Origin of the sequence: Bradyrhizobium sp. CCBAU 21365 (assembly GCF_015291305.1) — a bacterium.
GTDB classification, from domain to species: Bacteria; Pseudomonadota; Alphaproteobacteria; order Rhizobiales; family Xanthobacteraceae; genus Bradyrhizobium; species Bradyrhizobium elkanii.
In genome coordinates this window covers 3,522,791-3,547,581 of sequence record NZ_CP030036.1, presented here as the reverse complement: position 1 = coordinate 3,547,581, position 24,791 = coordinate 3,522,791, and the positions used below count along the sequence as shown (strand labels likewise).

The following is a 24,791-nucleotide window of genomic DNA, read 5'->3' as shown; positions in this document are numbered from 1 at the left end:
ATATCGGATAGAGAGCGCGCATGAGTTCATCGGCTGGCGAAACCGAGGCCGCGCTGGTGGCCCTCCTCCATCTCATCCGCCTGATGGGCGCCGAACTCGTCGCGGGCCAGCACCGCGACGACGTCGAGGTGCTGGTCAAGGCGATCGAGACAAAGCTGCGCGCGGCCCGCTTCCCGGCCGACATGCCGAATCAGGACATCGTCAGAGGTCTGGACCTTGCGCAGGCCAGACTGCGTCCGATCTTCGAAGAGCTGCGCGCAAGGTCGGAGAAGGCACATCTGAGCGACCAGCTGCTGCTGGCTCCCAGGCCTTCACGCATCCACTAACGGATAGCTTACGTCAGCTTTGGGCTTCACCACGGCGGGGCAAGCCGCTCCCGCCGCCGGACCTGAGCGCAAGCTTTTCCTCGATCTTCATTTTCTCGAGCAGCAAGTCGGTCACGATCCGGCGCAGCCGTTCATTTTCCAGCCGTAATTCATCAATACGGTTATGGACAGGGGGGATCCCATCTCGATCATCGGTGCGAGCGGCGAATTCGGTAACAGTACCATTCGCCTGGTGGCCACGTGCGGCCTCCTGCTTGCGCCAGCGATGAAATGTCATCACGCTAACGCCCAGCACCTTGCACGCTTGGGCCTGGGACTGCCCCCGCGCCATGAGTTCCTCGGCCTGTTTGACCTTGGAACTGATCTCCTCAGTAGAATGACGCCTCATTGGTCATCTCATTGCCCCCTAGATTAGCAATCATCGCATGGCCTATAAGCTATGTAAATGCAACAGGAAATTCAAATTGAGGGTTTCCCGGGGGCCTTTCGGGAGCCTCGAACTTGCCGGTCGGCAGCAACACATAGTGCGAAGAAACGCCGAAGCTGCAAGGTATTGAGCGGAATATACGGGGAATATTCCTCCGCTGAAAGGGCCTGATAAAAAAAGTTATACGACTTTCTGTGTATGAGAGTTTGATCGGGATAACTGGCGCACTGTTTGCATTCTCAAACGGGAAGCAAATGAGAATATTCAATCGGTCTCTCGACAGATTGTGAGTGCGCCATGCCTCGCCGCGATAATCGCCCCACCGGTCAAGCGCAACTTTCACAAATTTCTAACAAATTAATCCCGCGACTTTCGCGTTCGACCGCTTGCGGGCGTACACGCCCAGCAGTAGTTACTAGGACGTTAGGTGTCATGAGGGTTTCAACATATTTGAGGATTATTTTCACGAAACCTAACGCTCATATCTCGATCCACGAATTATCAATTAAGCGCTTTCCCACCCGAGGCCATCAGGCGGAACCACGTCCGCCCGATAATCCGCGTACCATTCCGTGCTGACGCTTGTCAGAGCCAGCCTCTGATCAACATTTTTGCGAGGATCGACACCATGGCGCGTCTCAAGGTCTTCGAGGGGAACCAACCCGCGTCAAGCGAGGCGGCCGACATCCTGGAACGCCTCGTCGCAGAGAATTGCGAGCTCCGGCATACCGCGGTCGAACTGGTCTTGCAGAATTGGATCCTGCGCGAGCGTCTGTCCGATGCCGGGGCACGCAAGTCCGTGCCGCTGGAGCACTGACCGTCCCCACCCTCACGACCGCGATTGTCCGCAGCAACGTCCGCCGGCTCGCCTAAACGAGCATCGGGCCAGCGCATCATTCAATTTAGAATTGAAATGTCCGCAACTGCAGGCGCGCCAGCATGCTCGCCGGATTGGCGAGGATGTGGCCGCATATTCTGCCGATGAGAAAGAGGCTGACGGACTTCAGCTGTGAACCCGGCGCAGCGCGACGCGCGGGGTGTTCTGCTCTCGAGACATGCCGAACGAACGCGACGAGCCCGGGCGTTCCTGGATTTCACGTAACTCAGCGATATCAAGCATCAGCGCAACGACTTCGTTGCGCAGCGATTGATTGGTCGCGAGCAACGCCTCTTCGATCGGCTGATGCAAATGTTGAACTTTGTGCTGCTTCATGGCGCGCCCTCGCTCTGCGGTTAGGGGTATGAGCGATGTGATTGAAGTTTCGATGACAGGGTTATTCCGCGCACATGGAAGGCGGTTAATGGGGCAGGTTTGCGACCAACACGGCTCCGAGTTAAATTTTCTCAATCAGGTTCCACAACCTGATCGCGAAGCGCTCGATCGGCGGCCTTTGATGTGTCGTGCAGATGAGTTGGCAGCGGCAACGATAAGGCGCGCGGCTGGACAACGCGGCTCAATGCGCGGCAGAAGCTCTACCAAGCGCATGATATTGCTCGGTGATCATTGATGGCTGCCGTGTCCTGCAATGCTGAACGGGCATTGTCCGGCTATCACAATGTCGCCGTGTTAGCGACCGCACGTCAAAGGGCGCGTTCAGGTGCACACAAGATATTCCACCAAAGCTGCTCCGTAGACGCAAAATCTGCTGCGGCCACGCTCATCAAGGATCGCAGAGTGTTTCGATCGGTTGCGAATATTGAAGCAGCTCTGACGGTTCTGAAGCGCTCGAGCAATCCGGCGAAATGAATTCAACGCTGGATATCGAACCAAGCGCGATTTCGCCTCCGCCGGATTCAAACGCGCTAACGCTATTCTAATTAAAATGAGCGGGACCGAAGCGTCCAGCTTGAACAGAGAGAGCGAACGCCTTTCGCGCGCTTGTCGCTTCACTCACACGCGCTTGCACAGTCGCCACGAACAGCAGCGACAGCGAAGATTCGCCATAAGCATCGCTAATTCGCCACGCGCGTCGCGATCGCGCGCTATTTCGATTTAAGAGGCGTATCGTCGTCCATCTTGCCACCATTGGCGACGCATTTGTTGAAATAGTCCCGCTGGGCTTTCGCACCGCCCCTCGCGCTACCGGAAGCGGGATTGCCGGGCTGTAGCGGCGGAAATGCCTTCGCCACCAAAGCATCGCAGGCGCGCGCCACCTGCACGTCGATCGCATGCGCCGGAACCATCGCACTGGAGATCATGATCACGGCTGAAGCGATCGCAAAACCGGAGATAACTCGCATTGCCACACTCCGTTCCAAGCTGAACCAGTTTTTTTCTCGAGCCCGGACTCGCAAGGAGCGCACTAAAGCATGATCCGGAAAAGTGCGAAGCGGTTTTCCGTCGCGACAAACGCGGATCGCGTGTGCGCGAAGATCAGGCTCTGGCTACGTGTTGAAACGTGACGTCGATTCTCGCGGCGCCTAGGTCCGATCGACGTCGTGATAGGCCCGATACCAGGCGACAAACCTGGCAATGCCATCCTCGATCCGCGTCTGCGGGCGGAAGCCGATTTCACGCTCCAGGTCGGAGACGTCGGCCGACGTCCCCGGTACATCTCCCGGTTGCATCGGCAACAACTGCTTTTCGGCCTGCCGCCCGAAGCCCCGCTCGAGCAGCGCAACCACATGCATCAGTTCTTCCGGCCTGCTGTTGCCGATATTGTAGACCCGCCACGGCGCCCGGCTCGAGCCCGGATCGGGATGCGCTCCCGACCAGTTGACGTCGCCCTCCGGCGCGCGGCCGATCAACCGCATCATCGCCTCGACCACGTCGTCGACATAGGTGAAGTCGCGCCGCATGTTGCCGTTGTTGAACAGCTGGATCGGCTTGCCCTTGGTGATCGCGTCGGCGAACGCATAGAGCGCCATGTCCGGCCGATACCACGTCCCATACACGGTGAAAAACCGCAGCCCGGTCGCCGGTACGCGATAGAGATGGCTGTAGGAATGGGCGATCAGTTCGTTGGCCTTCTTGGTCGCGGCGTACAGGCTGACCGGATGGTCGACATTGTCGTGGACCGAAAACGGCAACTTGGTGTTGGCGCCATAGACCGACGATGAGGACGCAAACAACAGGTGCTTGCACGCGGTGTGCCGGCAGCCCTCGAGGACGTTGAGGAAGCCCTCCAGATTGGAATCCGCATAGGCGTGCGGGTTCTGCAGGGAATAGCGCACGCCGGCCTGCGCGGCGAGATGCACCACGACCTCGAAGCGATAACGCTCGAACAGCGCCTTCATGCCGGCGCGGTCGGCGAGGTCGAGCTCCACGAAGGTGAAGCCACGATGCTGCTTGAGCAGATCGAGGCGCGCGCGCTTGAGCGCCGGGTCGTAATAGTCGTTCAGATTGTCGAGGCCGATGACCGGCTGCCCCGCCCGCAGCAGATGCTCCGCCAGATGGAAGCCGATGAAGCCGGCGCAGCCCGTGACGAGTAGATTGCCTGCGATCACCACGTTTTGCCTGTGCCTTTCGCCTTGCGCCGGACCTTCCGGATCCGCCGTCACACGCGGCAGCCGCAGCTGCCTTCGCGTTGCGCGCCGCTAGGCGTCAATTGCCGGCGGCCGGCGGCTTGTAGTCCGGAAAGCGGCTCAGAATCGCGGCCTTCATGAACTTGAAGTGCGCAATCTCGGTCGCCAATTCCTTCAGCCGGCGCTGGCCGTTGGAGATCTCGGCGTCAAACAGGTCTTGATGATAGTTGTCAAGCGCCTCGCGTTCCAGATATTCGTCGGTGCCGTTGCCGAGGGTTACCGCGGCGCGGGCCAGAACATCGTCGACACGGCGGCCAAGACCGGATTGCTCGCTCTCGGCCGCCTGCAACGCAGCCTCGATCGCGGCCATGATCGATCCGATCCGGGCGCGATCGGTCTCGGCATCGCGCTCGGCCGAGCGTGCCTTGAAACCTTCCTCGCCGCGCCGCGACCTGATCAGGTCCTGCGCGCGAGACCGCAAAAACAGCTGAAACATCTGTCAGTATCCGGTTCGGGCCCATTCAGGCAGCACAGGTCAAAAATCGCCCGGTCTTAGTTAAAAAAGGATGAATTGCCCTCATGCCCGGCCCTCAGGTCGGCTTTCCACTTGATCCAGGCCTTGTCGTGCTTGTCATAGAGTTCGAGCCACCGTCCCTCACCGGCTGACGGCACCAGGCCGGTCCCGCCCCCGTCCGCCAGTCCGGGCAGCGAGGCGTCCAGGTCCTCGAACTCCGACGTCTCCTCAAGCGTCAGCCCGACCAGCACGCGCTTGCCACTGACATCGACGACATACCGCCTTGGCGAATGCCCCCTGAGATCACTCATGACGTGAAAGTTCCCTTGCGATCCGCGAGGCTGGCAACGAGATCAGGCGCACGCCGGCGCGCAACCAACCCGCCTGCCGCAACGGACGCGGACATGATGACCGATTGCATGTTGCCAGCCAACCCCAACTCACCGCACACCGTCGCGCTACCTCGATCGAACTACTCCGCTAGAACGCGCGACGCATGTGGCCGAACGCACTGACCGGCTGGTCCCGCCTCGACGATTTCGCGGCCGATGGCGCCACATACGGTGCATAGATCCGATATTGCGCGCGGCGCTTGTGCGATCGCCACGAGCGCGCAGCGAAACCGGAGAAGAAGCCTGCGACGAACACCGCCGCGAGAATCAGAGCAGAAGAAACCATCACAATCGTCCACGTTCGCCCCGATGTTATTAACATTCGAAGTTGTGACGACATCATGATTGGACGCGCCGAAAGATTGTTCAGCCGCTGGAATTTTTGTGCAATCTGACGGCGCAACAAGGATCAGGCGTCAACAATAGTTGTTCTCGCGAGACAACGTCTCAGGAGAACCACCAAAGCATGAATTTCAGGAACATCGAGCTGAGAAGATAAATCCACCCTGCCATCGCCAGCACCGTCAATCCGACGAAGACACCTGAAACGCTTTTCTCCTTGAGGCGGGCCAGCAACGAGTTTTTTTCTTCTTGCGAATAGAACATCTCAGGCTCAGGACGTATCTGATTCAAATCAGCTAGCAGTCAATTTCGATGATCTCGTGACGCGTCGCCGCAGCCATTCGCCTCGCGCATCACAGATCACCGCTGCAAAACGCCGCCAAGCTGCAGGCCATCGCTCAGGGAAATTCCATTCGACCCGATCTGGAATTCGACGTCGGCGATCGCGGCAACCCGCACGCCGGAATTTCCACTTGCATTCTGGTCCGATCGACGTCGCGTCCTTGCGTCAAGACGATCGTGCAGCTTGACCATGCAATGTGACCCGCATGCGGGATAGCCGCGCGCCGGAAGCCGACGCGATCGACCGAACGGATTCTTCCCGGGAGCAATCTGCCCGCTTCGCCCCGCCTGTCAGTCTAACAATCAAGTCCTCGCACGCGGCCAACCAATGATCATCGCCTCACACGCGGAAAAAGGCGAACCAGACAATGCCGAGGATCAGGACGGCCAGCCCTGTCGAGGCCGTGAGCAGCGCGAGAACCGAAGGTCCAGGCTCGGCCTGGCGCGCCTCGGTCGGGGTTTCAACGATTTGACCGTGTCGTTCCGTTGCCATGGCAACCTCTTTGCTTAAGTGCCTGTAATTCCGGCGTTTGCCGCTCCCCTTCGACAGCCAACGCGTGATCGGGAGCGATGTTCCGAGCTCTTCGACGGCTGCCCAACGGCAGTCCCGCCCGCCGCGTCAAACCGGCGCAGCGCGAGGTCACGGTTAACGCCGTTGCGAGATTCACCGGGCCGTGTTGTTTCAAACTGGGGTTCCCGGTGTTATCCTTGACCATTCCGTCGGTTGCGTAATCGGAGTTCCCCGGAGTTTCCCCCATGGCCCCTCGTGCCAATTGGAAGGGCTTTTTGCGCCTTTCGCTCGTGACTTGCCCGGTTGCCCTGTACCCGGCGACATCGGATACCGAAAAGGTCTCCTTCAACCAGATCAACCGTAAGACCGGCCACCGCATCAAGTACGCCAAGGTCGACGCGGAGACCGGCGAGGAAGTCTCCACCGAAGACATCATGAAGGGCTACAAGGTCGACACCGACACCTATATCGAGGTCACCAAGGAAGAGCTCGACGACATCGCGCTGGATTCGACCCGCACCATCGAGATCGACGAATTCGTGCCGCGCAGCGAGATCGACAGCCGCTATCTGATCCGCCCCTACTACCTCGTTCCCGACGGCAAGGTCGGCCACGACGCCTTTGCGGTGATCCGCGAGACCATCCGCAGCCTGAACAAGGTCGCGATCGGCCGCGTGGTGCTGACCAACCGCGAGCACATCATCGCGCTCGAGCCGCTCGACAACGGGCTGATGGGCACGCTGTTGCGCTACCCGTATGAGGTGCGCAGCGAGAAGGAGTATTTCGACGACATCCAGGATGTGAAGATCACCAAGGACATGCTCGATCTCGCCAAGCACATCGTCGAGCAGAAGTCCGCCGACTTCGATCCGGAGGAGTTCGAGGACCGCTACGAGCAGGCGCTGATCGACCTGATCAACCAGAAGCGCAACGGCATCAAGGTTGCCAAGCCCGCGGCGAAGACCAGCGGCAACGTCATCAACCTGATGGACGCGCTGAAGAAGAGCCTCGCCAACGAGAAGCAGGCCGCGCCCGCCAAGGCCGAGGCAAAGGCGGCGAAGGGCAAGAAGCCGAAGAAGCGCATCGAGGGCCAGCGCGAAATGCTGCTGCCGATCTCGGGCAGCGGCAAGCGCGAGCCCAAGGAAGCCGCCAAGCCCGAGCCAAAGAAGGCCGAGAAGACAACGCGCGCCCAGGGCACCGCGGCGCGCAAGAAGGCAGGCTAGCGGCAGCGACCACAAGATGAGCCCGGTCCACAGCGCCTGAGATGTCCCGGTCGAGGATGCCCTGGTCGACGCCGTTTGACGAACCGATCGCGCTGCATCGCGGCGGCACGCTGGTGACGCTGCAGCACGCTGCCGACTACATCATGAAGCTATCGGAAGACACCCAGCAGGAGACGCGCTGGCAGATCGCGGTCGAGCATCTGATCAATGCGGCGGAACAAGGTGCCGGCTGGTTGATGTTCGCGCGCATCGCGATGCTGCGCGCGTTGAATGGGGACGACTGAATCTGGAAAATGCCGAGCTGTCGGCAGCGCTTACTTGAATGCCGAACTGACGGCATTGAATTGGCCGCTCACACTGGTGCCGATGCCCCTGACGCCGGCGACGATCACGATGCTGATGCCGCCGGCGATGATGGCGTATTCAATGGCCGTCGCCCCGACCTCATCACGCAGAAACCTTGCCATCAACGCGCGCATGAAAAGCTCCTGTCCGACGCTCGCGGCTTTTTCTCCCGCGCCGTAGTAATATGCCGGCCAAACTAGGCCACATTGGTTGACGGCCCATTGAGGGAAAGGATGAACGGTCGCTTAAAAGTTGCAGCGAATTTCCCTGCTAGTTCTGCCTGCATCGGGTTGCCGCCGGGCGAGGCACCGGGCCGCGGCCGGAGCGCTTTCCAGCGAAGTTGACACCGGCTCGCGCAAAGAAAACGCGTCAAAACAAGTATCTAGAGCTCCGTTCTGATCCCGTCTGACCGGAAATGGCTCCGCTCGTAAACGCATATCAGGACTACCTGATCCGGCCCCGGCCGCGCTTTACCGGTGCCGCGGAATCCTGTTCCTTTATCGGACAGGCGACAACGAGGCCGGAACGAACCGGCCGCATGCAAAGGGAGTGACCGTCATGAAGCTCGGCACCGCGATCGCGGAAATCATGAAGCGCGAGGGCATCGAGATCCTCACGGGCTACCCGGTCAACCACCTGATCGAATACGCCGCCAATGCCGACATCCGCCCGGTGATGGTGCGCCAGGAGCGCATCGGCGTGCACATGGCGGACGCGATCTCCCGCGTCACCTCGGGCGAGAAGATCGGCGCCTTCTGCATGCAGCACGGCCCCGGGGCCGAGAACGCGATGGGCGGCGTCGCGCAGTGCTACGGCGAATCCGTGCCCGTCCTGGTGCTGCCGATGGGCTATGCGCGCCGGCTCGCGAATATCGACCCGAACTTCAATTCCAGCCAGGCGATGAAGGCGTTCTCAAAATCGTCGGAGCCGATCAACATCGCGGCCGAGGTCTGCAACATCTTTCGGCGGGCGTTTACAAAATTGAAGAACGGCCGCGGCGGGCCGGTCATCGTCGAAATCCCCGCCGACATGTGGAACGAGGAGGTGCCGGAGCCCTTGAACTACACGCCGGTGCTGCGCACCCGCTACGGCGCCGACCCCGTCCATGTGAAGGAAGCGGCCGCCCTGCTCGTTGGCGCCAAGCGTCCGGTGATCTATGCCGGCCAGGGTGTGCACTATGCAAAGGCCTGGCCGCAGCTGAAGCGCCTCGCCGAGCGGCTCGCGATACCGGTTACCACCAGCCTCGGCGGCAAGTCGTCGTTCCCCGAGACGCATCCGCTCTCGCTCGGCTCCGGCGGCCTCGCCGTGCCGCGCGCGGTGCCCAAATTTCTTTCCGAAGCCGACGTGATCTTCGGCATCGGCTGCTCCTTCACCGAGACCTCGTTCGGCATCGCGATGCCGAAGGGCAAGACCATCATCCATTCGACGCTCGATCCGAACCACATCAACAAGGATGTCGAGGCCAAGGTCGGCCTGGTCGGCGACGCCGGCCTGGTGCTCGACGCGCTACTGGAGGAGATCGGCAAGACCGTGTCCACGGACCGCAACGCCAGCGCGGTCGCCGAGGAGATCGCCGCTTCCCACAAGGAGTGGCTCGCCAAGTGGATGCCGAAGCTGACGCACAACGATTCGCCGCTCAATCCCTACCGCGTGCTGTGGGACCTGCAGCACACCGTCGACATCCACAACACCATCATCACCCACGACGCGGGCAGCCCGCGCGACCAGCTCTCGCCGTTCTGGAAGTCGGTCGAGCCGCTGTCCTATATCGGCTGGGGCAAGACCACGCAGCTCGGCTATGGCCTGGGCCTTGCGATGGGCGCCAAACTGGCAAAGCCGGACAAGCTCTGCATCAATGTCTGGGGCGACGCCGCGATCGGCTTTACCGGGATGGACTTCGAGACCGCGGTGCGCGAGCGGATTCCGATCATGTCGATCCTGCTCAACAATTTCTCGATGGCGATCGAATTGAAGGTGATGCCGATCTCCACCGAGAAATACCGCTCAACCGACATCTCCGGCGATTACGCCGCGATGGCCCGCGCCTTCGGCGGCTACGGCGAACGGGTGACCAAGCCCGAGGACATCATCCCCGCGATCAAGCGCGGCATCCAGAAGACCAGGGAAGGTGTGCCGGTGCTGCTGGAATTCATCACCAGCAAGGAGACCGAGGTCTCGCGGCCGGGGACGTGAGGACACCTCGCACGCCGATCTCCGTCATGGCCGGGCTTGTCCCGGCCATCCACGTCTGCTTCCTGCCCAAGCAAGGAAGACGTGGATGCCCGGCCCAAGGCCGGGCATGACGAACTCGCGGAAAGCGCGAGTTCATTGGGCCAGGCTCCGGCGCGCAGCGACACGGCCTTGGCTCCCCACTTGATTTGACATCGCCAGCGCAGGCAAGCTCCATCCAATGCAACTTCGGAGGGAGAGATGGCGCGCATCCTGGTGCTGGGGGCCGGCTTCGCCGGACTGTGGGCCGCGCTCGGCGCAGCCCGCAAGCGCGACGAGATCGGCGCGCGGGCGGCGGACACCGAAATCCTCGTCGTCGATCGCAACGCCTATCACAACATCCGGGTGCGCAATTACGAGGTCGATCTCGGCGACGTCGCGTTGCTGCTCAAGGACCTGCTCGATCCGGTCGGCGTCAGGCATCGGCTGGCCGAGGTCGCGGTAATCGATCCCGCGACGCGCGAAGTCACGGTCAAGACCAGCGCGGGTGCGGCGATTCTGAGCTACGATCGGCTGGTGCTGACGACCGGCAGCGAACTGGTCCGCCCCGCCATCTCAGGCTTGGCCGCCCACGGCTTCGATGTCGACACCTATGAAGCGGCGATGCGGCTCGACACGCATCTGGCGGCGCTCGGCAAAGAGCCGCCGTCAGAGGCACGCGCGACGGTCGCGGTCGTCGGCGCAGGGTTCACGGGGATCGAGGTCGCGGCCGAGATGCCGGCCAAGCTGGCGCACGCCGGCATCTCCGGCGATCATCGGGTTATCCTGATCGATCCCAATCCCGTGGTCGGCGCGACCTTCGGCGCGCATGGCCGCCCGGTCATCAACGAGGCGCTGGCCACGCTCGGCGTCGAGACGCGGCTGAATGTCCGGGTCAGTGCCGTCGGCGCCGACAGCATCACGCTCAACTCCGGCGAGATCATTCCGACCAAAACCGTGGTGTGGTGCGCCGGCATGCGCGCCAGCCCCCTCGCCGCCTCGCTGCCGGCCAGGCGCGACGCGCTCGGCCGCATCAAAGTCGACCACACCATGCGCGCCGAAGGCCTGCCAGATGTCTTCGCCGCCGGCGACGTCGCCGCCTGCCTGATCGACGGCGAGCACCCGACCGTGATGTCGTGCCAGTTCGCGCGGCCGATGGGCCGCTTCGCCGGCCACAATGTGGTCGCGGACCTGTTTGGTGAACCGCTGCTGCCGCTCAATATCGATTGGTATGTGACGGTGCTCGATCTCGGCGCCTGGGGCGCGCTCTACACCACCGGCTGGGACCGCGAGGTGCACACGTCAGGCGCCGCCGCCAAGCTCACCAAGCAGACCATCAACCGGCAGCGCATCTATCCGCCGCGCGATGGCGACCGCGCCGCGCTGCTCGCGGCGGCCGCGCCGACGATCCAGACGGCGCCGCCGACGCGGAAATAACAAAAGGGGCGGCCACCGCATGACCGCCCCTGATCGCCCTTAACGCCCGCGCCGCGATTACTGCGACAGCTTCACGAAGTTCGGAAACTTCATCTGGCCCTCGGCGATCGCCTTCGGCCAGACCGTGATCTGCTTGCCGCCCTGCCACTGGAACACGAGGCCGGTCACGGCGCCCGGACCGGACTTGATGCCGTGGGTGAACTCGTCGTTCTTGCCGTAGAACTGGATCTTGCCGATCGTGCCCTCGAAGTCGGTCTTCTCGAGCTCGGTCACCATCTTGTCCGGATCGGTCGAGCCGGCGCGCTGGATTGCCTCGGCGATGATGTAGACCTCGTCATAGGCGGTGTAGCCGGTATAGGCCGGCGGCGTGCCGAACTTGGCCTTGAACGCCGCCGCGAACGGCTTGGTCTTCGGCGTGACGGCAACATCGGGCGTCGCCACCGCGAGCGAGGGCACGCCCTCGGCCGCGCCGTTGGTGTCGCCCCAGAAGGTCGGGCTCAGCGCCTGCGCGCTGATGCCGAACATCGGGATCGGCACCTGCTGGTTCTTCCACTGCACGGTCGGCTGCACGCCGACATGGGAGATGCCGGTGACGATCACGTCTGGCTTGGCGGCTTCCATCTTGTTGAAGATCGGCGTGAAGTCGGTGGTGTCGGGTGAGAAGCGGATGTGCTCGACCACCTTCAGGCCAGCTTTCGGCAGGCAGGCCTCGTAGCCGACGTCGAGCGGCTTGGTCCAGGCCGCGTCCTCGCTCATGATCGCGACCGACTTGAACTTGAGCTGGTCGACCAGCAGCTCCTTGGCCGCATCGCAGACCAGCTGCGCCTGCGCGGCCGAGGTCAGGTAGCCGTGGAAGGTGTACTTGTTCTTCTCATAGTCGTTGTGAACCGCCTTGGTGATCTCGTTCGAGGCGGCGCCGGGCGTGATCAGCGGCATCTTCAGCCGCGAGGCCCACGGCTCGAGCGCCAGCACGACCTCGCTGATGTAGCTCGCGATCACCGCGGAGACCTTGTCCTCACTCACCGCGCGCTGGAAGGCGCGCACCGAGTCCGCCGACGAGCTCTTGTTGTCGTAGGTGACGATCTCGATCTTGCGGCCCATCACGCCACCCTTGGCGTTGATCTCGTCGGCTGCGATCTGCGCGCCGCCCGGCGTCGCCGCACCCGCGATCGACTGCACTTCGGCAATGATGCCGATCTTGATCGGGTCCTTGGACTGCGCATAGGCCGGCGCCGCGAGGCAGAGCGCGAGCGCCGAGGCCAACAGGCTCACGCGGGTCGCGGTTGAATATGCTGTCATCATGATCTCCCTTGTTTTGCTTTCTTCTTTTCAAACTTCGAACGTCACAGGAAGTCCTTGCCGGCCTCCGCGGCGAACCGGCCCGGATCGCCCTCCCAGACGATCCGCGCGTGCTCCAGCACATAGACGCGGTCGGCATGCGGAAGCGCGAACGTCACGTTCTGCTCGCCCAGCAGCACCGTGATCTTGGTGGTCTGACGCAGCTTCTCCAGCGCCTTCGACAGCAGCTCGAGGATAACAGGCGCAAGCCCCAGCGTCGGCTCGTCGAGGATCAGGATCTGCGGCTGCATCATCAGCGCGCGGCCGATCGCCAGCATCTGCTGCTCGCCACCGGACAGCGTCTGCGCCATCTGGCCCTGGCGCTCCTTCAGGATCGGGAAGAGCTCGAACAGCCATGCGAGCTGCCTGGCCCTCGCCGCGTCGTCGAGATGCTGGCCGCCGAGATCGAGATTTTCCCGCACCGTCATCTCGCCGAACAATTCGCGCGATTCCGGACATTGCACGAGGCCCGAGCGGGCGATCTTCGCAGGCCCCGTGCCGCGCAGTGGCTGTCCGCCGCGCAGGATCTCGCCGGTATAGGGCAGGAAACCCGAGATGGTGTTGAACAGCGTGGTCTTGCCGGCGCCGTTGAGGCCGACGACGGAGACGAACTCGCCCTCATGGACGTGGATCGAAACGTTCTCCAGCGCCTGCGCCTTGCCGTAGTGCACGCTGACATTCTCGACCTGCAGCAGCGGCACCTTGTCCTTGAACGAGGTCTCGGGCCGCGCATGGGTCTCGATCGCGCCGCCGAGATAAACCCGCCGCACGGTCTCGTTCTTCATCACGTCCTCGGCGCGGCCGGTCGTGATCTCCTCTCCGAGATACATCGCGAGCACGCGGTCGACCAGCGCCGCGACGCTCTTGACGTTGTGGTCGACCAGCATCACCGCACGGCCCTCGTCGCGGAAGCTGCGGATCAATGCGGAGAAGGTGCCGACCTCGGCGCTGGTGAGACCGGCGAAGGGCTCGTCGACCAGCACGACCTTGGGGTCGCGCGCGATCGCCTTGGCCAATTCCAGCCGGCGCAGGTCAGCGAACGGCAGCGTCGGCGGGCGGCGGTCCATCACCGCCCCCAGCCCGACGCGCTCGGCGATCCACTTGGCGCGCTCGGTCAACGCCTTGTCGGGAAACAGCATGAACAGGCTGTCGGGCAACAGTGCGACCATGATGTTTTCCAGCACGGTCTGCCGGTTCAGCGGCCGCGAGTGCTGAAACACCATGCCGAAGCCCTTGCGCGCGATCTTGTGCGCAGGCAGTCCGGCGACGTTCTCGCCCTCGAACAGCACCTCGCCCGCGGTCGGGCGCTCGATGCCCATCACGCTCTTCATCGCGGTCGACTTGCCCGAGCCGTTCGGCCCGATCAGGCCGAGGATCTCGCCGGGATGCAGGTCGAACGAGAGGTTCTTCACGGCGGTGAGGCCGCCGAATCGCTTGGTCAACCCGCGGACGGTGAGCGTTGCTGTGGTCACGGTCTGATCCATTTAAGAGCGCGCCTCGCGTGACAGGGCCGCTCCGAGGAAACCGCCGGGGAAGAACAGGACGACGAGCAGCGCCACCGCCGAGACGATGAAGGTCGCAAGCTCGCCGGTCGGGCGCAGGAATTCGCCGGCCACGATCAGGAAGATCGCGCCTAACGCGGCCCCCAGCACCGTGCGCCGGCCGCCGAGCACCGCGGAGACGATCACGTTCACGCCGACGGCGACGTCGACCACGGTGCCGACCGAGGCGGTGCCGAAGTAGAACACCAGCAGCGCGCCCGACAGTCCCGAGAAGAAGGCGCTGACGATGAAGGCCGCGAGCTTGTGCTTGACGATGTTGAAGCCGAGCGCGCCGGCCTGCACCGGGTCCTGCCCGCTCGCCTGCAGCACGAGGCCGACCGGCGATTGCGACAGGCCGTACAGGATGGCCGCGCTCACGGTCATGAAGCCGAGCGCGATCCAGTAATTGGCGCCGGCATTGATGGTGATGACGTCGGGAATGGTGAGCCCGATCTCGCCGCCGGTGAGATCGGCGAACACCACGACGAAGTTCTGCAGCATCAAGACCGCGACCAGCGTGGTCAGGCCGAAATACGGTCCCCTCACTCGCAGCGCCGGCAGCGCCAGCACGAAGCCCGCGACGACCGACGCCAGCGCGCCGAGCAGGATGCAGACATAGACCGACCAGCCGAACTGGTTGTTGAGGATCCCGGCGGTGTAGGCGCCGGTGCCGATGAGGAAGGTCGGCCCGAAATTCACCTCGCCGGCGAAGCCGAACAAGAGGTCCCAGGCCATCGCGAACACGCCGAAATAGAATGCGACGGTCAGCAGCCCGAGGATGTAGCCCGAGACGTAGAACGGCAGCGTCGCGGCGACCGCCACGCAGACCAGCGAAATGAAGAACAGGCGCGAGGAAAAGAAGCTGGCCATCTCAGCGCCTCCCGAGCAGGCCCTGAGGCCGGATATACATCACGAACACCAGAAGCAGCAGCGCCGGAATGGTGCGATAGGCCGGCGAGATCATGTAGGCCGTGATGGTCTCGAGATAGCCGACGACGAAGGCCGCGATCAGCGAGCCCGACACGCTGCCGAGGCCGCCGAGCACGACGATCGAGAACGCGCTCGCGGTCAGCGGCCCGACGCTGTAGGAGCTGACGCCGAGGAACATGCCGAGCAGGACGCCGGCGATGCCGGCGAGAATGCCGTAGATGCCCCACACCACGATGTAGATCTGGGTGAGCTCGAGCCCGAGCAGCGTGACGCCGCGCGGGTTCATCGAGGCCGCCAGAACCGCCTTGCCGGTCCTGGTGCGGTTCACCAGCAGCCACAGCAGACCGATCACGAGGCAGCAGACCAGCGCGGTGAAGATATTGTTGCGCGGCGTGCGGTTGCCGAAGATATCGACGACACCCTCGACGATCGGCAGCACCGTCTTGGCGTTGTTGGTGAAGAAATAGGCGATCAGCTCCTGGATCATGATGCCCCACAGCAGGGTGCCGGTGAGGACGAAGATTTCCTTCTCCTCGTTGGGGATCCGCCTCGAATTCTGGATCGGCTTGACGACCGCGAAATAGGTCGCGAACGACACGATCAGCGCGACGCCGACACCGAACAGCGCGCCGGTGTAGATGTCGAGGTGCAGCACGCTGGCCGCGGCCCAGGCCGCAACCGCTGCGGCCACCATGATGGCACCGTGGGAGAGGTTGAGAACGCCGGAGACACCGAAGATCAGGGTGAAGCCGGTCGCGCCGAGCGCATAGAGCGCACTGATGGCAAAGCCATCGATCAGGATTTGTAGGGCAAGCATCTCAGATTGGCCGGGGCAGCAGGGCTGCCTGTTGTGGAGGACACGGAACCGAACGGGGATGCTCCGGGGTGGGGCCCGGGAGCATGATCATCAGTCGTCAGTTCGTGGTGACCTTGATGAAGCTCGGGAACTTGAGGTCGCTCTTGGCGACCTCCTTCGGCCAGACCGCGACCTGCTTGCCGCCCTGCCACTGCAGCATCAGTCCGGTGATCAGGCCCTTGCCGTACTTGATCGAATGGGTGAACGGATCGTCCTTGCCGTAGAACTGGACGCGTCCGATGGTGCCTTCCCAGTCGGTCTTCTCCAGCGCATCGACCATCTTGTCGGCCTCGACCGAGCCGGCGCGCTTCACCGCATCGGCGATGTAGTAGACCTCGTCATAGGCGGTGTAGCCCGCGTAGGATGGATAGTTGCCGTAGCGCTTCTTGAAGCCCTCCGCGAACGGCACCGACTTCGGCGTCACCGCGACGTTCGGGCCGGACACGCCCTGATACAGCACGCCTTCCGCCGCGTCGTTGGTGTCCTTGCCGAAGGTCTCGTTGGTCGCCTGCGAGGAAATGCCGAACATCGGAATCGGCACCTGCTGGTTCTTCCACTGCACTGTCGGCTGCACGCCGACATGCGAGATGCCGGTGATGATCACGTCGGGCTTGGAGCCTTCGACCTTGTTGAAGATCGGCGTGAAGTCCGTGGTGTCGGGCGAGAAACGGATATGGTCGACGACCTTGAGCCCGATCTTGGGCAGGCACTCCTCGTAGCCGACGTCGAGCGGCTTGGTCCACGCCGCATCCTCGCTCATGATGACCGCGGTCTTCATGTGCTTCTGATCGACCAGGAGCTCCTTGGCGGCATCGCAGACCGACAGCGCCAGCGCGGCCGAGGTCAGGTAGCCGTGGAAGGTGTACTTGTTCTTCTCGTAATCGGCGTGGACGCTCTTGCTGATCTCATTGGAGGCGGCGCCGGGCGTGACGAACGGCGTCTTCAGGCGCGAAGCCCAGGGCTCGAGCGCCAGCACCACTTCGCTGATGTAGCTCGAAATGACGACGTTGACCTTGTCTTCGTTGACCGCGCGCTGGAACGCGCGCACCGAATCCGCCGAGGACGAGTGGTTGTCGTAGCTGACGATCTCGATCTTGCGGCCGTCGATGCCGCCCTTGGCGTTGATCTCGTCGGCGGCCAGCTGCGCCGCCTGCGGGATCGATGCACCGGCAATCGCCTGCGCTTCGGCGATCACGCCGATCTTGAGGGTGTCGGCAGCCAGCGCTCCGCTGGGCGCCGCAGCCAACAGGCCCAACACGGCCGCTCCTGCAAGTTTCGCATGCACGGGGAGTCGCGATGTTCTTGTCACCCTGTTTCTCTCCTCTTTTTCTTCGGCTGCTTCGAGCTCTTGGGGCGCGACTATAGCCGCGGCAAAATGCGCAGCAAGTGAAACTGCGCGCGGATCGCCATGCATGGACGGCGACTAAAGTAGTGGGTCGGCGCGGTGCGGCTGAATAAATTTGAGGCAGAGGGGGAATAAAAGGTCGTGGGGCGCCGATCTCTCGGATCGTCATTCCCCGCTGCGCAAATTACGCAGGGCGAGCGAAGCGGAGAGAGCGGAACGAAAAGCAACGCTCGGGCAATTCATGTCGCGAGTGGGTCCGCCGGGACGACAGCGGTGTACGAGGCCACCCCCCCCTACTCAGCCATCTCCGCCGGCGGGTGGGCGGCGGGACCGGCGAGCGGGCGCTCTTCCATCGTGATCATGCAGATCGAGGCGGTGGTCAGCAGCACGGCGGCGGCGCCGAACACGTAGCGGAACGCATGGATCATGTCGGCCATCGGGATCGCGCTGACGGTGCTGGCCGCGGCATGATGCTCGCCGGCGAGCGAGATGTCGGTCCCCAGCGTCATCAGCAGGATGGTGGTGAAGGCGGCGACCGTGAAGGAGGCCATCATCGCGCGGAAGAAGTTCATCGCGCCGGTCACGGTGCCGACCTGCGGCCGTGCCACCGCGTTTTGCAGCGACACCACGCTGATCGGGAAAGTGGTGCCGAGGCCGAGCGCGAACACGCTCATCAAAAGCAGCAATCCCCACAGCGGCAGCGTCGTCACCGCCATGCCGACAGCACAGATCGCGGCCACCGAGGTGCCGACGATCGCGACACGCTTGTAGTGCTTGGCCTTCGCCATGGTCCGGCCGGCGATCGCCGCACCGAAGGTCGAGATCGCCGCGAGCGGGATCAGCGCGAGGCCGGCCTCGCTGGCGGTGAGGTGATAGACCACCTCGTAATAGAGCGGCAGGTGCACAGTGAGGCCGACCATGGCGCCGAGCGCACAGCCGCCCGCCCCCATCGCGAACGGCACCACCGAGCCGCCGAGCAGCGACAGCGGCAGGAACGGCTCGTCGGCGCGGCGCGCGTGCCAGACAAAGGCGCCGGCGAGCGCGATCGACGCGCCCACCATCGCGGTGATGGTCGGCGACAGCCAGGACAGACGGGTGCCGCCCCAGGTCAGCACCAGCATCAGCACGACGGCCGAGGCCATCAGCAGGATGCCGCCGAGCCAGTCGACCTTGCGCTTGCGGTGGAACACCGGGATCTTGCCCATCTTCGGCAGCAGCAGCGCCAGCGCCGCCGCCGCGAGCGGCAGGTTGATCCAGAAGATCATCGACCAGTGCAGATGCTCGGCGAACACGCCGCCGACGACCGGGCCGAGGATGCCGCCGGCCATCCAGACGCTGGAGAAATAGGCCTGGTAGCGGCCGCGCTCGCGCGGGCTCACCACGTCGGAGATCACGGTCTGGACCACCGGCATGATGCCGCCGCCACCGAGCCCCTGCAGGCCGCGGGCAACGATCAGCATGGTCATGCTGGGCGCGATCGCGCACAGCACCGAGCCGACCACGAACAGGCTGAGCGAGGTGATGATCATGACGCGGCGGCCATAGATGTCGCTCAGCGTGCCGAACACCGGCGCCACCGCCGTCGAGGCCAGGAGATAGGCCGTGATCACCCAGGACAGATTGGTGACGTCGTGAAACTGGCGCCCGATCGTCGGCAGCGCGGTCGCGACGATGGTCTGGTCGAGCGCGGCCAGGAACATCGTCAGCATCAGGCTGATGACGATGGTGCGGACTTCGTCCGGATTGAGCGGTGCCGGCGGCGCCAGCGGCGGCGCGTCACTGAGTTCGATCACCTCGCTCGGGAGATGAGACAGCTCTTCGGCAATGTCGTCAGGCAATGTCTCTTGGTCGGCAGGAATCCGGCTCTGCCGTTCATACTTGTTCATTTGGGGCGTAATGCTGCTGCGCGGGCGCGTCCCGCGATGGAATCATTCTCTGCTTTGCAATTTATGCAGCAATTGAATGCTGAGGCAGGCACCCCAGCGCATGGGTGCATCCCGCCGCGATGTTCTCGCGGTGACGTGATCGCGGACGCGGCGACGGCGTCACGCTTTGGTCGTCTTGCCCAGCATTTTCGGCCGCTTCTTCAATTGTGCCCGTTTCGGCAGCAGCGCCGGCCATCGCACGATATGATCCTCGAGATCGGCGTCGTTGACGTCGAGTTCGGTGCCCTCCACCCGACCGCGCACCGAGACGCCGGCCTCATGGACGGTGTTGGGATCGCCCGAGATCAGGGGATGCCACCAATAGAGGTCCCGCCCCTCGGCCACCAGCCGGTAGCCGCAGCTCGGCGGCAGCCAGTTCAGCGTCCGGACGTTTTCGGGGGTCAGGCGGACGCAATCCGGAACCTGGTCGGAACGGTTCGGGTAGTCCTTGCAGGTGCAGAGGCCGGAATCGAGCAGCTTGCAGGAGATATGGGTGAAATAGATCTTGCCGGTGTCCTCGTCCTCGAGCTTCTCTAGGCAGCAGCGTGCGCAGCCGTCACACAGGCTCTCCCATTCGGCGTTGGACATTTCTTCCAACGTCTTGGTTTTCCAGAAGAATCCCTCCTGGTCCGACGGGCGCTTGGGCGGTGCGGTCATGATATCCTTGAAATGGCGGTGCAACTCTTCTTGGGATGCCGACGCTCCCTCCGCAAGGGGGTGGTTATTGCGGGGTCGAAAAAGCCGGTGGGCAGCGTTACGGCTTTCATTAAATTCACAAGCCGCACCATTGGTTTATGGCAGCCGCTCGGATAGAAGAATGAACGAGTCCCCAACGACGCAAAAGCGCCTTGGGATTGCCGCAACATCGAAGCAAGACGCTGGCCCGTGTCCGTTTTGGGCACCCGTAGCGCTGTCGAACTGATCAAGGGTCCGGTCCTTTCAGATCATGCCGTCGCATTGGAAACAGAAGGTCCGGAACTTCTTCCTGGACCTCGATGCGCGTATCGACTCGACGCTGTTCTCGTCGGGCAAGGGCCTGCGCGAGCTCTACGAGCGCTATTCCACCTTCATGGACCGCTTCTATGTCGGCCGCTGGAAGCGCTGGGTGTTCATCGAGCCGCTGTCGGAAGCCGCGACGCTCGGGCTCGGCGGCATGATCCTGATGCTGACGCTCGCGATCCCGGCCTTCCGCGAGACCGCCGACGAGGATTGGCTGAAGAAGTCCGACCTCGCGGTGACCTTCCTCGACCGCTACGGCAACCCGATCGGCAGCCGCGGCATCAAGCATAATGACTCGATCCCGCTGGAAGATTTTCCGGACAATCTGATCAAGGCAACGCTCGCGACCGAAGACCGCCGCTTCTACGACCATTTCGGCATCGACGTGCCGGGCCTCGCCCGCGCGCTCGTCACCAACGCGCAGGCCGGCGGCGTCCGCCAGGGCGGCTCGTCGATCACCCAGCAGCTCGCCAAGAACCTGTTCCTGAACAACGAGCGCACCATCGAGCGCAAGGTGAAGGAAGCCTTCCTCGCGATCTGGCTGGAGACGCGGCTCACCAAGAACGAGATCCTGAAGCTCTATCTCGACCGTGCCTATATGGGCGGCGGCACCTTCGGCGTCGACGGCGCGGCACATTTCTACTTCAACAAGTCGGTGCGCGACGTGAACCTCGCGGAGGCCGCGATGCTCGCCGGCCTGTTCAAAGCGCCGACCAAATACGCCCCGCACATCAACCTGCCCGCGGCGCGCGCCCGCGCCAATGTCGTGCTCGACAACCTGGTCGATGCCGGCTTCATGACCGAGGGCCAGGTGTTCGGCGCCCGCCGCAATCCCGCGGTCGCGGTCGACCGGCGCGACGAGAACTCGCCGAACTACTATCTCGACTACGCCTTCGACGAGATGCGCAGGCTGGTCGACACCTTCCCGAAATCCTACACCGAGCGCGTCTTCGTGGTCCGCACTGCGATCGACATGAACGTGCAGAAGGCGGCCGAGGAAGCGATCGAGAACCAGCTGCGCCAGTTCGGGCGCGACTATCACGCGACGCAGGCCGCGACCGTGGTGTCCGATCTCGACGGCGGCATCCGCGCCATGGTCGGCGGACGCGACTATGGTGCAAGCCAGTTCAACCGCGCCACCGACGCCTATCGCCAGCCCGGCTCGTCGTTCAAACCCTATGTCTACACCACGGCGCTGCTGAACGGCTTCACGCCGAATTCGAAGATCGTCGACGGCCCGGTCTGCATCGGCAACTGGTGCCCGCAGAACTATGGCCATTCCTATTCGGGTCAGGTCACGCTGACGCAAGCGATCACCCGCTCGATCAACGTGGTGCCGGTCAAGCTCTCGATCATGATGGGCGGCAAGGAAGGGCCGAAGGCGGGCCGCGCCAAGATCGTCGAGGTCGCGCGCCGCTTCGGCCTCAAGGCGCCGCTGCCCGATACGCCGTCGCTGCCGATCGGCTCCGACGAAGTCACGGTGCTGGAGCACGCGGTCGCCTATGCCACCTTCCCGAACCGCGGCAAGGCGGTGACGCCGCATTCCGTGCTCGAGGTGCGCACCGGCGCCGGCGACCTGGTCTGGCGCTGGGACCGCGACGGCCCGAAGCCGCGGCAGGCCATTCCGCCGAACATCGCCGCCGACATGGCCGGCATGATGAGCCACGTGGTCAGCGAAGGCACCGCGCGCCGCGCCGCGCTCGACGGCATTCCGACCGCGGGCAAGACCGGCACCACCAACGCCTATCGCGACGCCTGGTTCGTCGGCTACACCGGCAACTTCACCTGCGCAGTCTGGTACGGCAATGACGACTATTCGCCGACCAACCGCATGACCGGCGGTTCGCTGCCGGCGCAGACCTGGCACGACATCATGGTCGCCGCGCATCAGGGCGTGGAAGTGAAAGAACTGGTCGGCGTCGGCATGGGCCAGAAGCTGCCGCCGCAGCCGGCGCAGGCCAATGCCCAGACCAGCGCGGCGCCGCGCGTATTGGAAACCAAGCCCGGCCCGCCGCCGGTCTTGACCAAGCGCGGCGCGGATATCCTGGTGCGGGTCGAGAAGCTGCTCGACGACGCTGCCAGGACCGCCGGCAAGACCACGCTGAACGAGCCCTCGAAGACCGGCAAGGCCGAGTCCTCGAGCGCGCTGGCGTTCCCCGAAAACTACGTTGCCGCGGCCGGGCCGGACGGCGCGACACCGGCCGTGCCACGCAAGAACTGACGTGCGGCTCCTCCTCACCACCTTGCTGGCACTCGTGATCGCCACGGCCGTTGGCCTCGGCCTGACCTATGCGACGGCGACCCGCGGCACCGATCTCGGCACGCTGAAGATCGGCGCCTGGACCGCGCGTCCGAAGAGCGGCACCTCCGACGTCGATCCCTATTCGCGCGCCACCATCGCGCGCAGCGGCGAGCTGCCGATCGGCACCGGCGACGGCATCGCGTTCTCGGCGACCACAGACGACAAGAACAAGCCGCTCGACGGCCGCTGCGACATCGTGGTCAGCGGCGTGACGCCGGCTGCGCGGTTCTGGACGCTGACGCTGTTTGACCGCAAGGGGCACCTGGTCGCCAACACGCTGCAGCGCTACGGCTTCACCAGCCAGGAGATCATGCGCGCCTCCGACGGCACGTTCGAGATCCACATCGCCTCGCGCTCGCGCGCCGGCAACTGGCTGCCGACCGGCGGCATCGAGCGCTACGCGCTGATGCTGCGGCTCTACGACACGCCGGTCGGGGTCGCGACCCGCACGCAGCGCGACGCGCCGATGCCGTCGATCGCAACGACGGGTTGCCCATGATCCGCCTGCTGCTCACCATCCTCGCAGGCGTGCTGCTCGGCGGCGTGGTGCATCTCGTCAGCGTGCTGGCGCTGCCGCGCATCGCCTCGCAGGACGCCTATTCGCGGCTGACGCCGATGACCAAGCTCAACGAGGTGACCCAGCTGCCGCTCGCCGACCCGAGCCATTCGCCGATGCCGCTGATGGATCCGGCCTTCGCGGTGGCGATCTGCCGCTACGATCTCTCGACCGGACCGCTCAAGCTCACCGTGCCGGTCAGCCAGGCCTATACGTCGGTGTCGTTCTATACCCGCAACGAGGTCGCCTACTACGCGATCAACGACCGCTCCGCCGGCAAGAAGGTGATCGAGCTCGACCTGATGACGGAGGCGCAGCACAACGAGCTGCCGGAGGACGAGGAAATCACCGCCGCCGACCGGCTGATCATCGACTCGCCGACGTCAACCGGCCTGATCCTGCTGAAGGCGCTGGCGCCGGAGCCCGGCCTGATGCCGCAGGCGCAGGCCTCGCTCGCCGCCTCCTCGTGCAAGGTGCAGACCGAGCCGGTCGCGGCCAAGCAGGAGGCGCCGCCGCCGCTGCCCGCGCCGGCTCCGCCGCCTGCCGCTCGCAAGCGCTAGCTCACGGCGAGTGCGTGCCGGCCGCAGCGGCAGGTCTCGTAGTCGACGGGATCGTGGCTGTTGACGATCGTCACATCAGCGCCATGCGCCGCCTTCAATTGGCGCAGCCGCTCCTGGTTCTGGATGCGCGTCGCGCGATCCATGTCCGCGCGGCGCTGGAACATGCCGAGCACCAGCGGGATCCGCGGCCTGGCATCGAGCTGTGCGTGGTGGAAATAGGCGTCGCCGGCGTGCAGCAGCCATTTGTCGTTGTCGCGCACCGCGATCCCGCAATGGCCGAGCGTGTGGCCCGGCAACGGGATCATCAGGATGTCCGGCTCGCGGTCGCCGAGCGCACGCGCGCCCTTGAAGCCGAACCAGTCCTCGCCGCCGGCACCATAGAACGCCCAGTCCGGCCCATGCCGCCACTGCGCCGTGATATAGCGCCCCTGCGGCGGCGCGACCTGATGCGTCACCGCCATCTCGTACTCCTTGCGATGGACGTGCACCTTGGCCTTCGGAAAGTCCGGCACGCCGCCGGCGTGATCGCGATCGAGATGCGTCAGCAGCACATGGCGCACATCATCAGCTGAAAAGCCGAGCGCCTTGACCTGCCGCACCGCCGTCTCGGCCGGATCGAGCCGCGGCGTCGTCTGCCGCACCCATTTGCGTCCGAGCCGCGGCGGATCGCCGATGTCGTCGAGCCCGATCCCGGTGTCGACCAGCACAAGGCCGTCATTGCTCTCGACCAGCAGGCAATGACAGACCATCCGCGCCCGCTGGAAGATGCTGCCGCTGCCGTTCACGAGCCGCTTTCCGATCGGGCACATCGTGCCGGTGTTGAGATGGTGGATGCGCATGACAGGTCCTCCGCTGTAACAGCGCGCAGACTTGCCACCGGCGTTTCCATAGGTAAAATATTGTCTTT

At 63.8% G+C, this 24,791-nt stretch carries 28 protein-coding genes; 10 read left to right on the top strand and 18 right to left on the bottom strand.

Going from position 1 to position 24,791, the window contains the following annotated elements; translation table 11 throughout:
* The first annotated feature begins 20 nt into the window (after positions 1–20).
* The gene (locus tag XI02_RS16170) at positions 21–326 is read left to right on the top strand and encodes a hypothetical protein (RefSeq protein ID WP_016841787.1); all 306 of its coding nucleotides are present in this window, start codon (positions 21–23) and stop codon (positions 324–326) included.
* 13 nt (positions 327–339) lie between these two features.
* On the opposite strand, the gene XI02_RS16165 is transcribed toward XI02_RS16170, so the two are convergent.
* Positions 340–714, bottom strand: a complete 375-nt coding sequence (locus tag XI02_RS16165; RefSeq protein ID WP_018270679.1) for a helix-turn-helix domain-containing protein — start codon at positions 712–714, stop codon at positions 340–342.
* Between the two features lie 667 nt (positions 715–1,381).
* Here XI02_RS16165 and XI02_RS16160 point away from each other — a divergent pair.
* A complete protein-coding gene (locus XI02_RS16160) occupies positions 1,382–1,570 on the top strand; it encodes a hypothetical protein (protein ID WP_016841789.1) in 189 nt (62 codons plus the stop codon).
* Positions 1,571–1,756: 186 nt separating this feature from the next.
* Here XI02_RS16160 and XI02_RS16155 read toward each other — a convergent pair whose 3' ends face one another.
* Positions 1,757–1,966 carry a hypothetical protein gene (locus tag XI02_RS16155; RefSeq protein WP_016841790.1) on the bottom strand — a complete coding sequence of 70 codons (210 nt, stop codon included), beginning with the start codon at positions 1,964–1,966 and terminating at the stop codon, positions 1,757–1,759.
* 294 nt (positions 1,967–2,260) lie between these two features.
* Between XI02_RS16155 and XI02_RS16150 the strand changes: the two genes are divergently transcribed.
* Positions 2,261–2,500, top strand: a complete 240-nt coding sequence (locus XI02_RS16150; protein WP_172648150.1) for a hypothetical protein — start codon at positions 2,261–2,263, stop codon at positions 2,498–2,500.
* A 236-nt stretch (positions 2,501–2,736) separates the two neighbouring features.
* On the opposite strand, the gene XI02_RS16145 is transcribed toward XI02_RS16150, so the two are convergent.
* From XI02_RS16145 to XI02_RS16115, 7 genes are all read right to left on the bottom strand, one after another.
* On the bottom strand, positions 2,737–2,994 hold the full coding sequence (locus tag XI02_RS16145; RefSeq protein ID WP_244980705.1) for a hypothetical protein: 258 nt from the start codon (positions 2,992–2,994) through the stop codon (positions 2,737–2,739).
* A 180-nt stretch (positions 2,995–3,174) separates the two neighbouring features.
* Positions 3,175–4,203 carry an NAD-dependent epimerase gene (locus XI02_RS16140; protein WP_370143911.1) on the bottom strand — a complete coding sequence of 343 codons (1,029 nt, stop codon included), beginning with the start codon at positions 4,201–4,203 and terminating at the stop codon, positions 3,175–3,177.
* 94 nt (positions 4,204–4,297) lie between these two features.
* Positions 4,298–4,714, bottom strand: coding sequence for a hypothetical protein (locus tag XI02_RS16135; RefSeq protein ID WP_172648151.1), 417 nt, complete (start codon positions 4,712–4,714; stop codon positions 4,298–4,300).
* A 56-nt stretch (positions 4,715–4,770) separates the two neighbouring features.
* Positions 4,771–5,043 carry a hypothetical protein gene (locus tag XI02_RS16130; protein WP_018270674.1) on the bottom strand — a complete coding sequence of 91 codons (273 nt, stop codon included), beginning with the start codon at positions 5,041–5,043 and terminating at the stop codon, positions 4,771–4,773.
* Between the two features lie 169 nt (positions 5,044–5,212).
* Entirely contained in the window at positions 5,213–5,410 is a 198-nt protein-coding gene (locus XI02_RS16125) for a hypothetical protein (RefSeq protein WP_018270673.1), read from the bottom strand.
* Positions 5,411–5,571: 161 nt separating this feature from the next.
* Positions 5,572–5,730: a hypothetical protein gene (locus XI02_RS16120; protein ID WP_016841796.1), complete on the bottom strand. Its 159-nt coding sequence runs from the start codon at positions 5,728–5,730 to the stop codon at positions 5,572–5,574.
* A 418-nt stretch (positions 5,731–6,148) separates the two neighbouring features.
* Positions 6,149–6,301 carry a hypothetical protein gene (locus XI02_RS16115; protein ID WP_016841798.1) on the bottom strand — a complete coding sequence of 51 codons (153 nt, stop codon included), beginning with the start codon at positions 6,299–6,301 and terminating at the stop codon, positions 6,149–6,151.
* Positions 6,302–6,564: 263 nt separating this feature from the next.
* Between XI02_RS16115 and XI02_RS16110 the strand changes: the two genes are divergently transcribed.
* Positions 6,565–7,542 carry a Ku protein gene (locus XI02_RS16110; RefSeq protein WP_026192523.1) on the top strand — a complete coding sequence of 326 codons (978 nt, stop codon included), beginning with the start codon at positions 6,565–6,567 and terminating at the stop codon, positions 7,540–7,542.
* 56 nt (positions 7,543–7,598) lie between these two features.
* Positions 7,599–7,826, top strand: a complete 228-nt coding sequence (locus XI02_RS16105; RefSeq protein WP_016841800.1) for a hypothetical protein — start codon at positions 7,599–7,601, stop codon at positions 7,824–7,826.
* 30 nt (positions 7,827–7,856) lie between these two features.
* Here the strand turns inward: XI02_RS16105 and XI02_RS16100 are convergent, their stop codons facing one another.
* Positions 7,857–8,021: a Flp family type IVb pilin gene (locus XI02_RS16100; RefSeq protein WP_016841801.1), complete on the bottom strand. Its 165-nt coding sequence runs from the start codon at positions 8,019–8,021 to the stop codon at positions 7,857–7,859.
* Positions 8,022–8,445: 424 nt separating this feature from the next.
* On the opposite strand from XI02_RS16100, the gene XI02_RS16095 reads away from it, so the two are divergent.
* On the top strand, positions 8,446–10,080 hold the full coding sequence (locus XI02_RS16095; RefSeq protein WP_018270670.1) for a thiamine pyrophosphate-requiring protein: 1,635 nt from the start codon (positions 8,446–8,448) through the stop codon (positions 10,078–10,080).
* Positions 10,081–10,317: 237 nt separating this feature from the next.
* A complete protein-coding gene (locus XI02_RS16090; RefSeq protein ID WP_018270669.1) occupies positions 10,318–11,532 on the top strand; it encodes an NAD(P)/FAD-dependent oxidoreductase in 1,215 nt (404 codons plus the stop codon).
* 57 nt (positions 11,533–11,589) lie between these two features.
* Here XI02_RS16090 and XI02_RS16085 read toward each other — a convergent pair whose 3' ends face one another.
* The 7 genes from XI02_RS16085 to XI02_RS16055 all read right to left on the bottom strand — a co-directional run bounded on the left by XI02_RS16085 (position 11,590) and on the right by XI02_RS16055 (position 20,124).
* Positions 11,590–12,834, bottom strand: coding sequence for an ABC transporter substrate-binding protein (locus XI02_RS16085; protein ID WP_016841804.1), 1,245 nt, complete (start codon positions 12,832–12,834; stop codon positions 11,590–11,592).
* Positions 12,835–12,875: 41 nt separating this feature from the next.
* Positions 12,876–14,354, bottom strand: coding sequence for an ATP-binding cassette domain-containing protein (locus tag XI02_RS16080; RefSeq protein WP_018270668.1), 1,479 nt, complete (start codon positions 14,352–14,354; stop codon positions 12,876–12,878).
* A complete protein-coding gene (locus XI02_RS16075; protein ID WP_016841806.1) occupies positions 14,355–15,281 on the bottom strand; it encodes a branched-chain amino acid ABC transporter permease in 927 nt (308 codons plus the stop codon).
* Between the two features lies 1 nt (position 15,282).
* Positions 15,283–16,158 carry a branched-chain amino acid ABC transporter permease gene (locus XI02_RS16070; RefSeq protein WP_018270667.1) on the bottom strand — a complete coding sequence of 292 codons (876 nt, stop codon included), beginning with the start codon at positions 16,156–16,158 and terminating at the stop codon, positions 15,283–15,285.
* Positions 16,159–16,255: 97 nt separating this feature from the next.
* Entirely contained in the window at positions 16,256–17,452 is a 1,197-nt protein-coding gene (locus XI02_RS16065) for an ABC transporter substrate-binding protein (protein ID WP_018270666.1), read from the bottom strand.
* A gap of 383 nt (positions 17,453–17,835) precedes the next feature.
* On the bottom strand, positions 17,836–19,428 hold the full coding sequence (locus XI02_RS16060) for an MDR family MFS transporter (protein ID WP_018270665.1): 1,593 nt from the start codon (positions 19,426–19,428) through the stop codon (positions 17,836–17,838).
* Between the two features lie 159 nt (positions 19,429–19,587).
* A complete protein-coding gene (locus XI02_RS16055; protein WP_016841827.1) occupies positions 19,588–20,124 on the bottom strand; it encodes a YcgN family cysteine cluster protein in 537 nt (178 codons plus the stop codon).
* A 289-nt stretch (positions 20,125–20,413) separates the two neighbouring features.
* Here XI02_RS16055 and XI02_RS16050 point away from each other — a divergent pair, with 289 nt between their 5' ends.
* Genes XI02_RS16050 through XI02_RS16040 form a run of 3 tightly spaced genes read left to right on the top strand, consistent with a single transcriptional unit; the run spans position 20,414 to position 23,884 of the window.
* Positions 20,414–22,687: a transglycosylase domain-containing protein gene (locus XI02_RS16050; protein WP_018270663.1), complete on the top strand. Its 2,274-nt coding sequence runs from the start codon at positions 20,414–20,416 to the stop codon at positions 22,685–22,687.
* Position 22,688: 1 nt separating this feature from the next.
* On the top strand, positions 22,689–23,267 hold the full coding sequence (locus XI02_RS16045) for a DUF1214 domain-containing protein (RefSeq protein WP_016841830.1): 579 nt from the start codon (positions 22,689–22,691) through the stop codon (positions 23,265–23,267).
* Positions 23,264–23,884 (top strand): DUF1254 domain-containing protein, encoded by a 621-nt coding sequence (locus XI02_RS16040; RefSeq protein ID WP_018270662.1) that lies wholly within the window; start codon positions 23,264–23,266, stop codon positions 23,882–23,884. Before XI02_RS16045 ends, XI02_RS16040 begins: the two co-directional genes overlap by 4 nt.
* Here XI02_RS16040 and XI02_RS16035 read toward each other — a convergent pair.
* A complete protein-coding gene (locus tag XI02_RS16035; RefSeq protein WP_016841832.1) occupies positions 23,881–24,723 on the bottom strand; it encodes an MBL fold metallo-hydrolase in 843 nt (280 codons plus the stop codon). The two genes, XI02_RS16040 and XI02_RS16035, sit on opposite strands and share 4 nt — an antisense overlap.
* Positions 24,724–24,791: the final 68 nt, after the last annotated feature.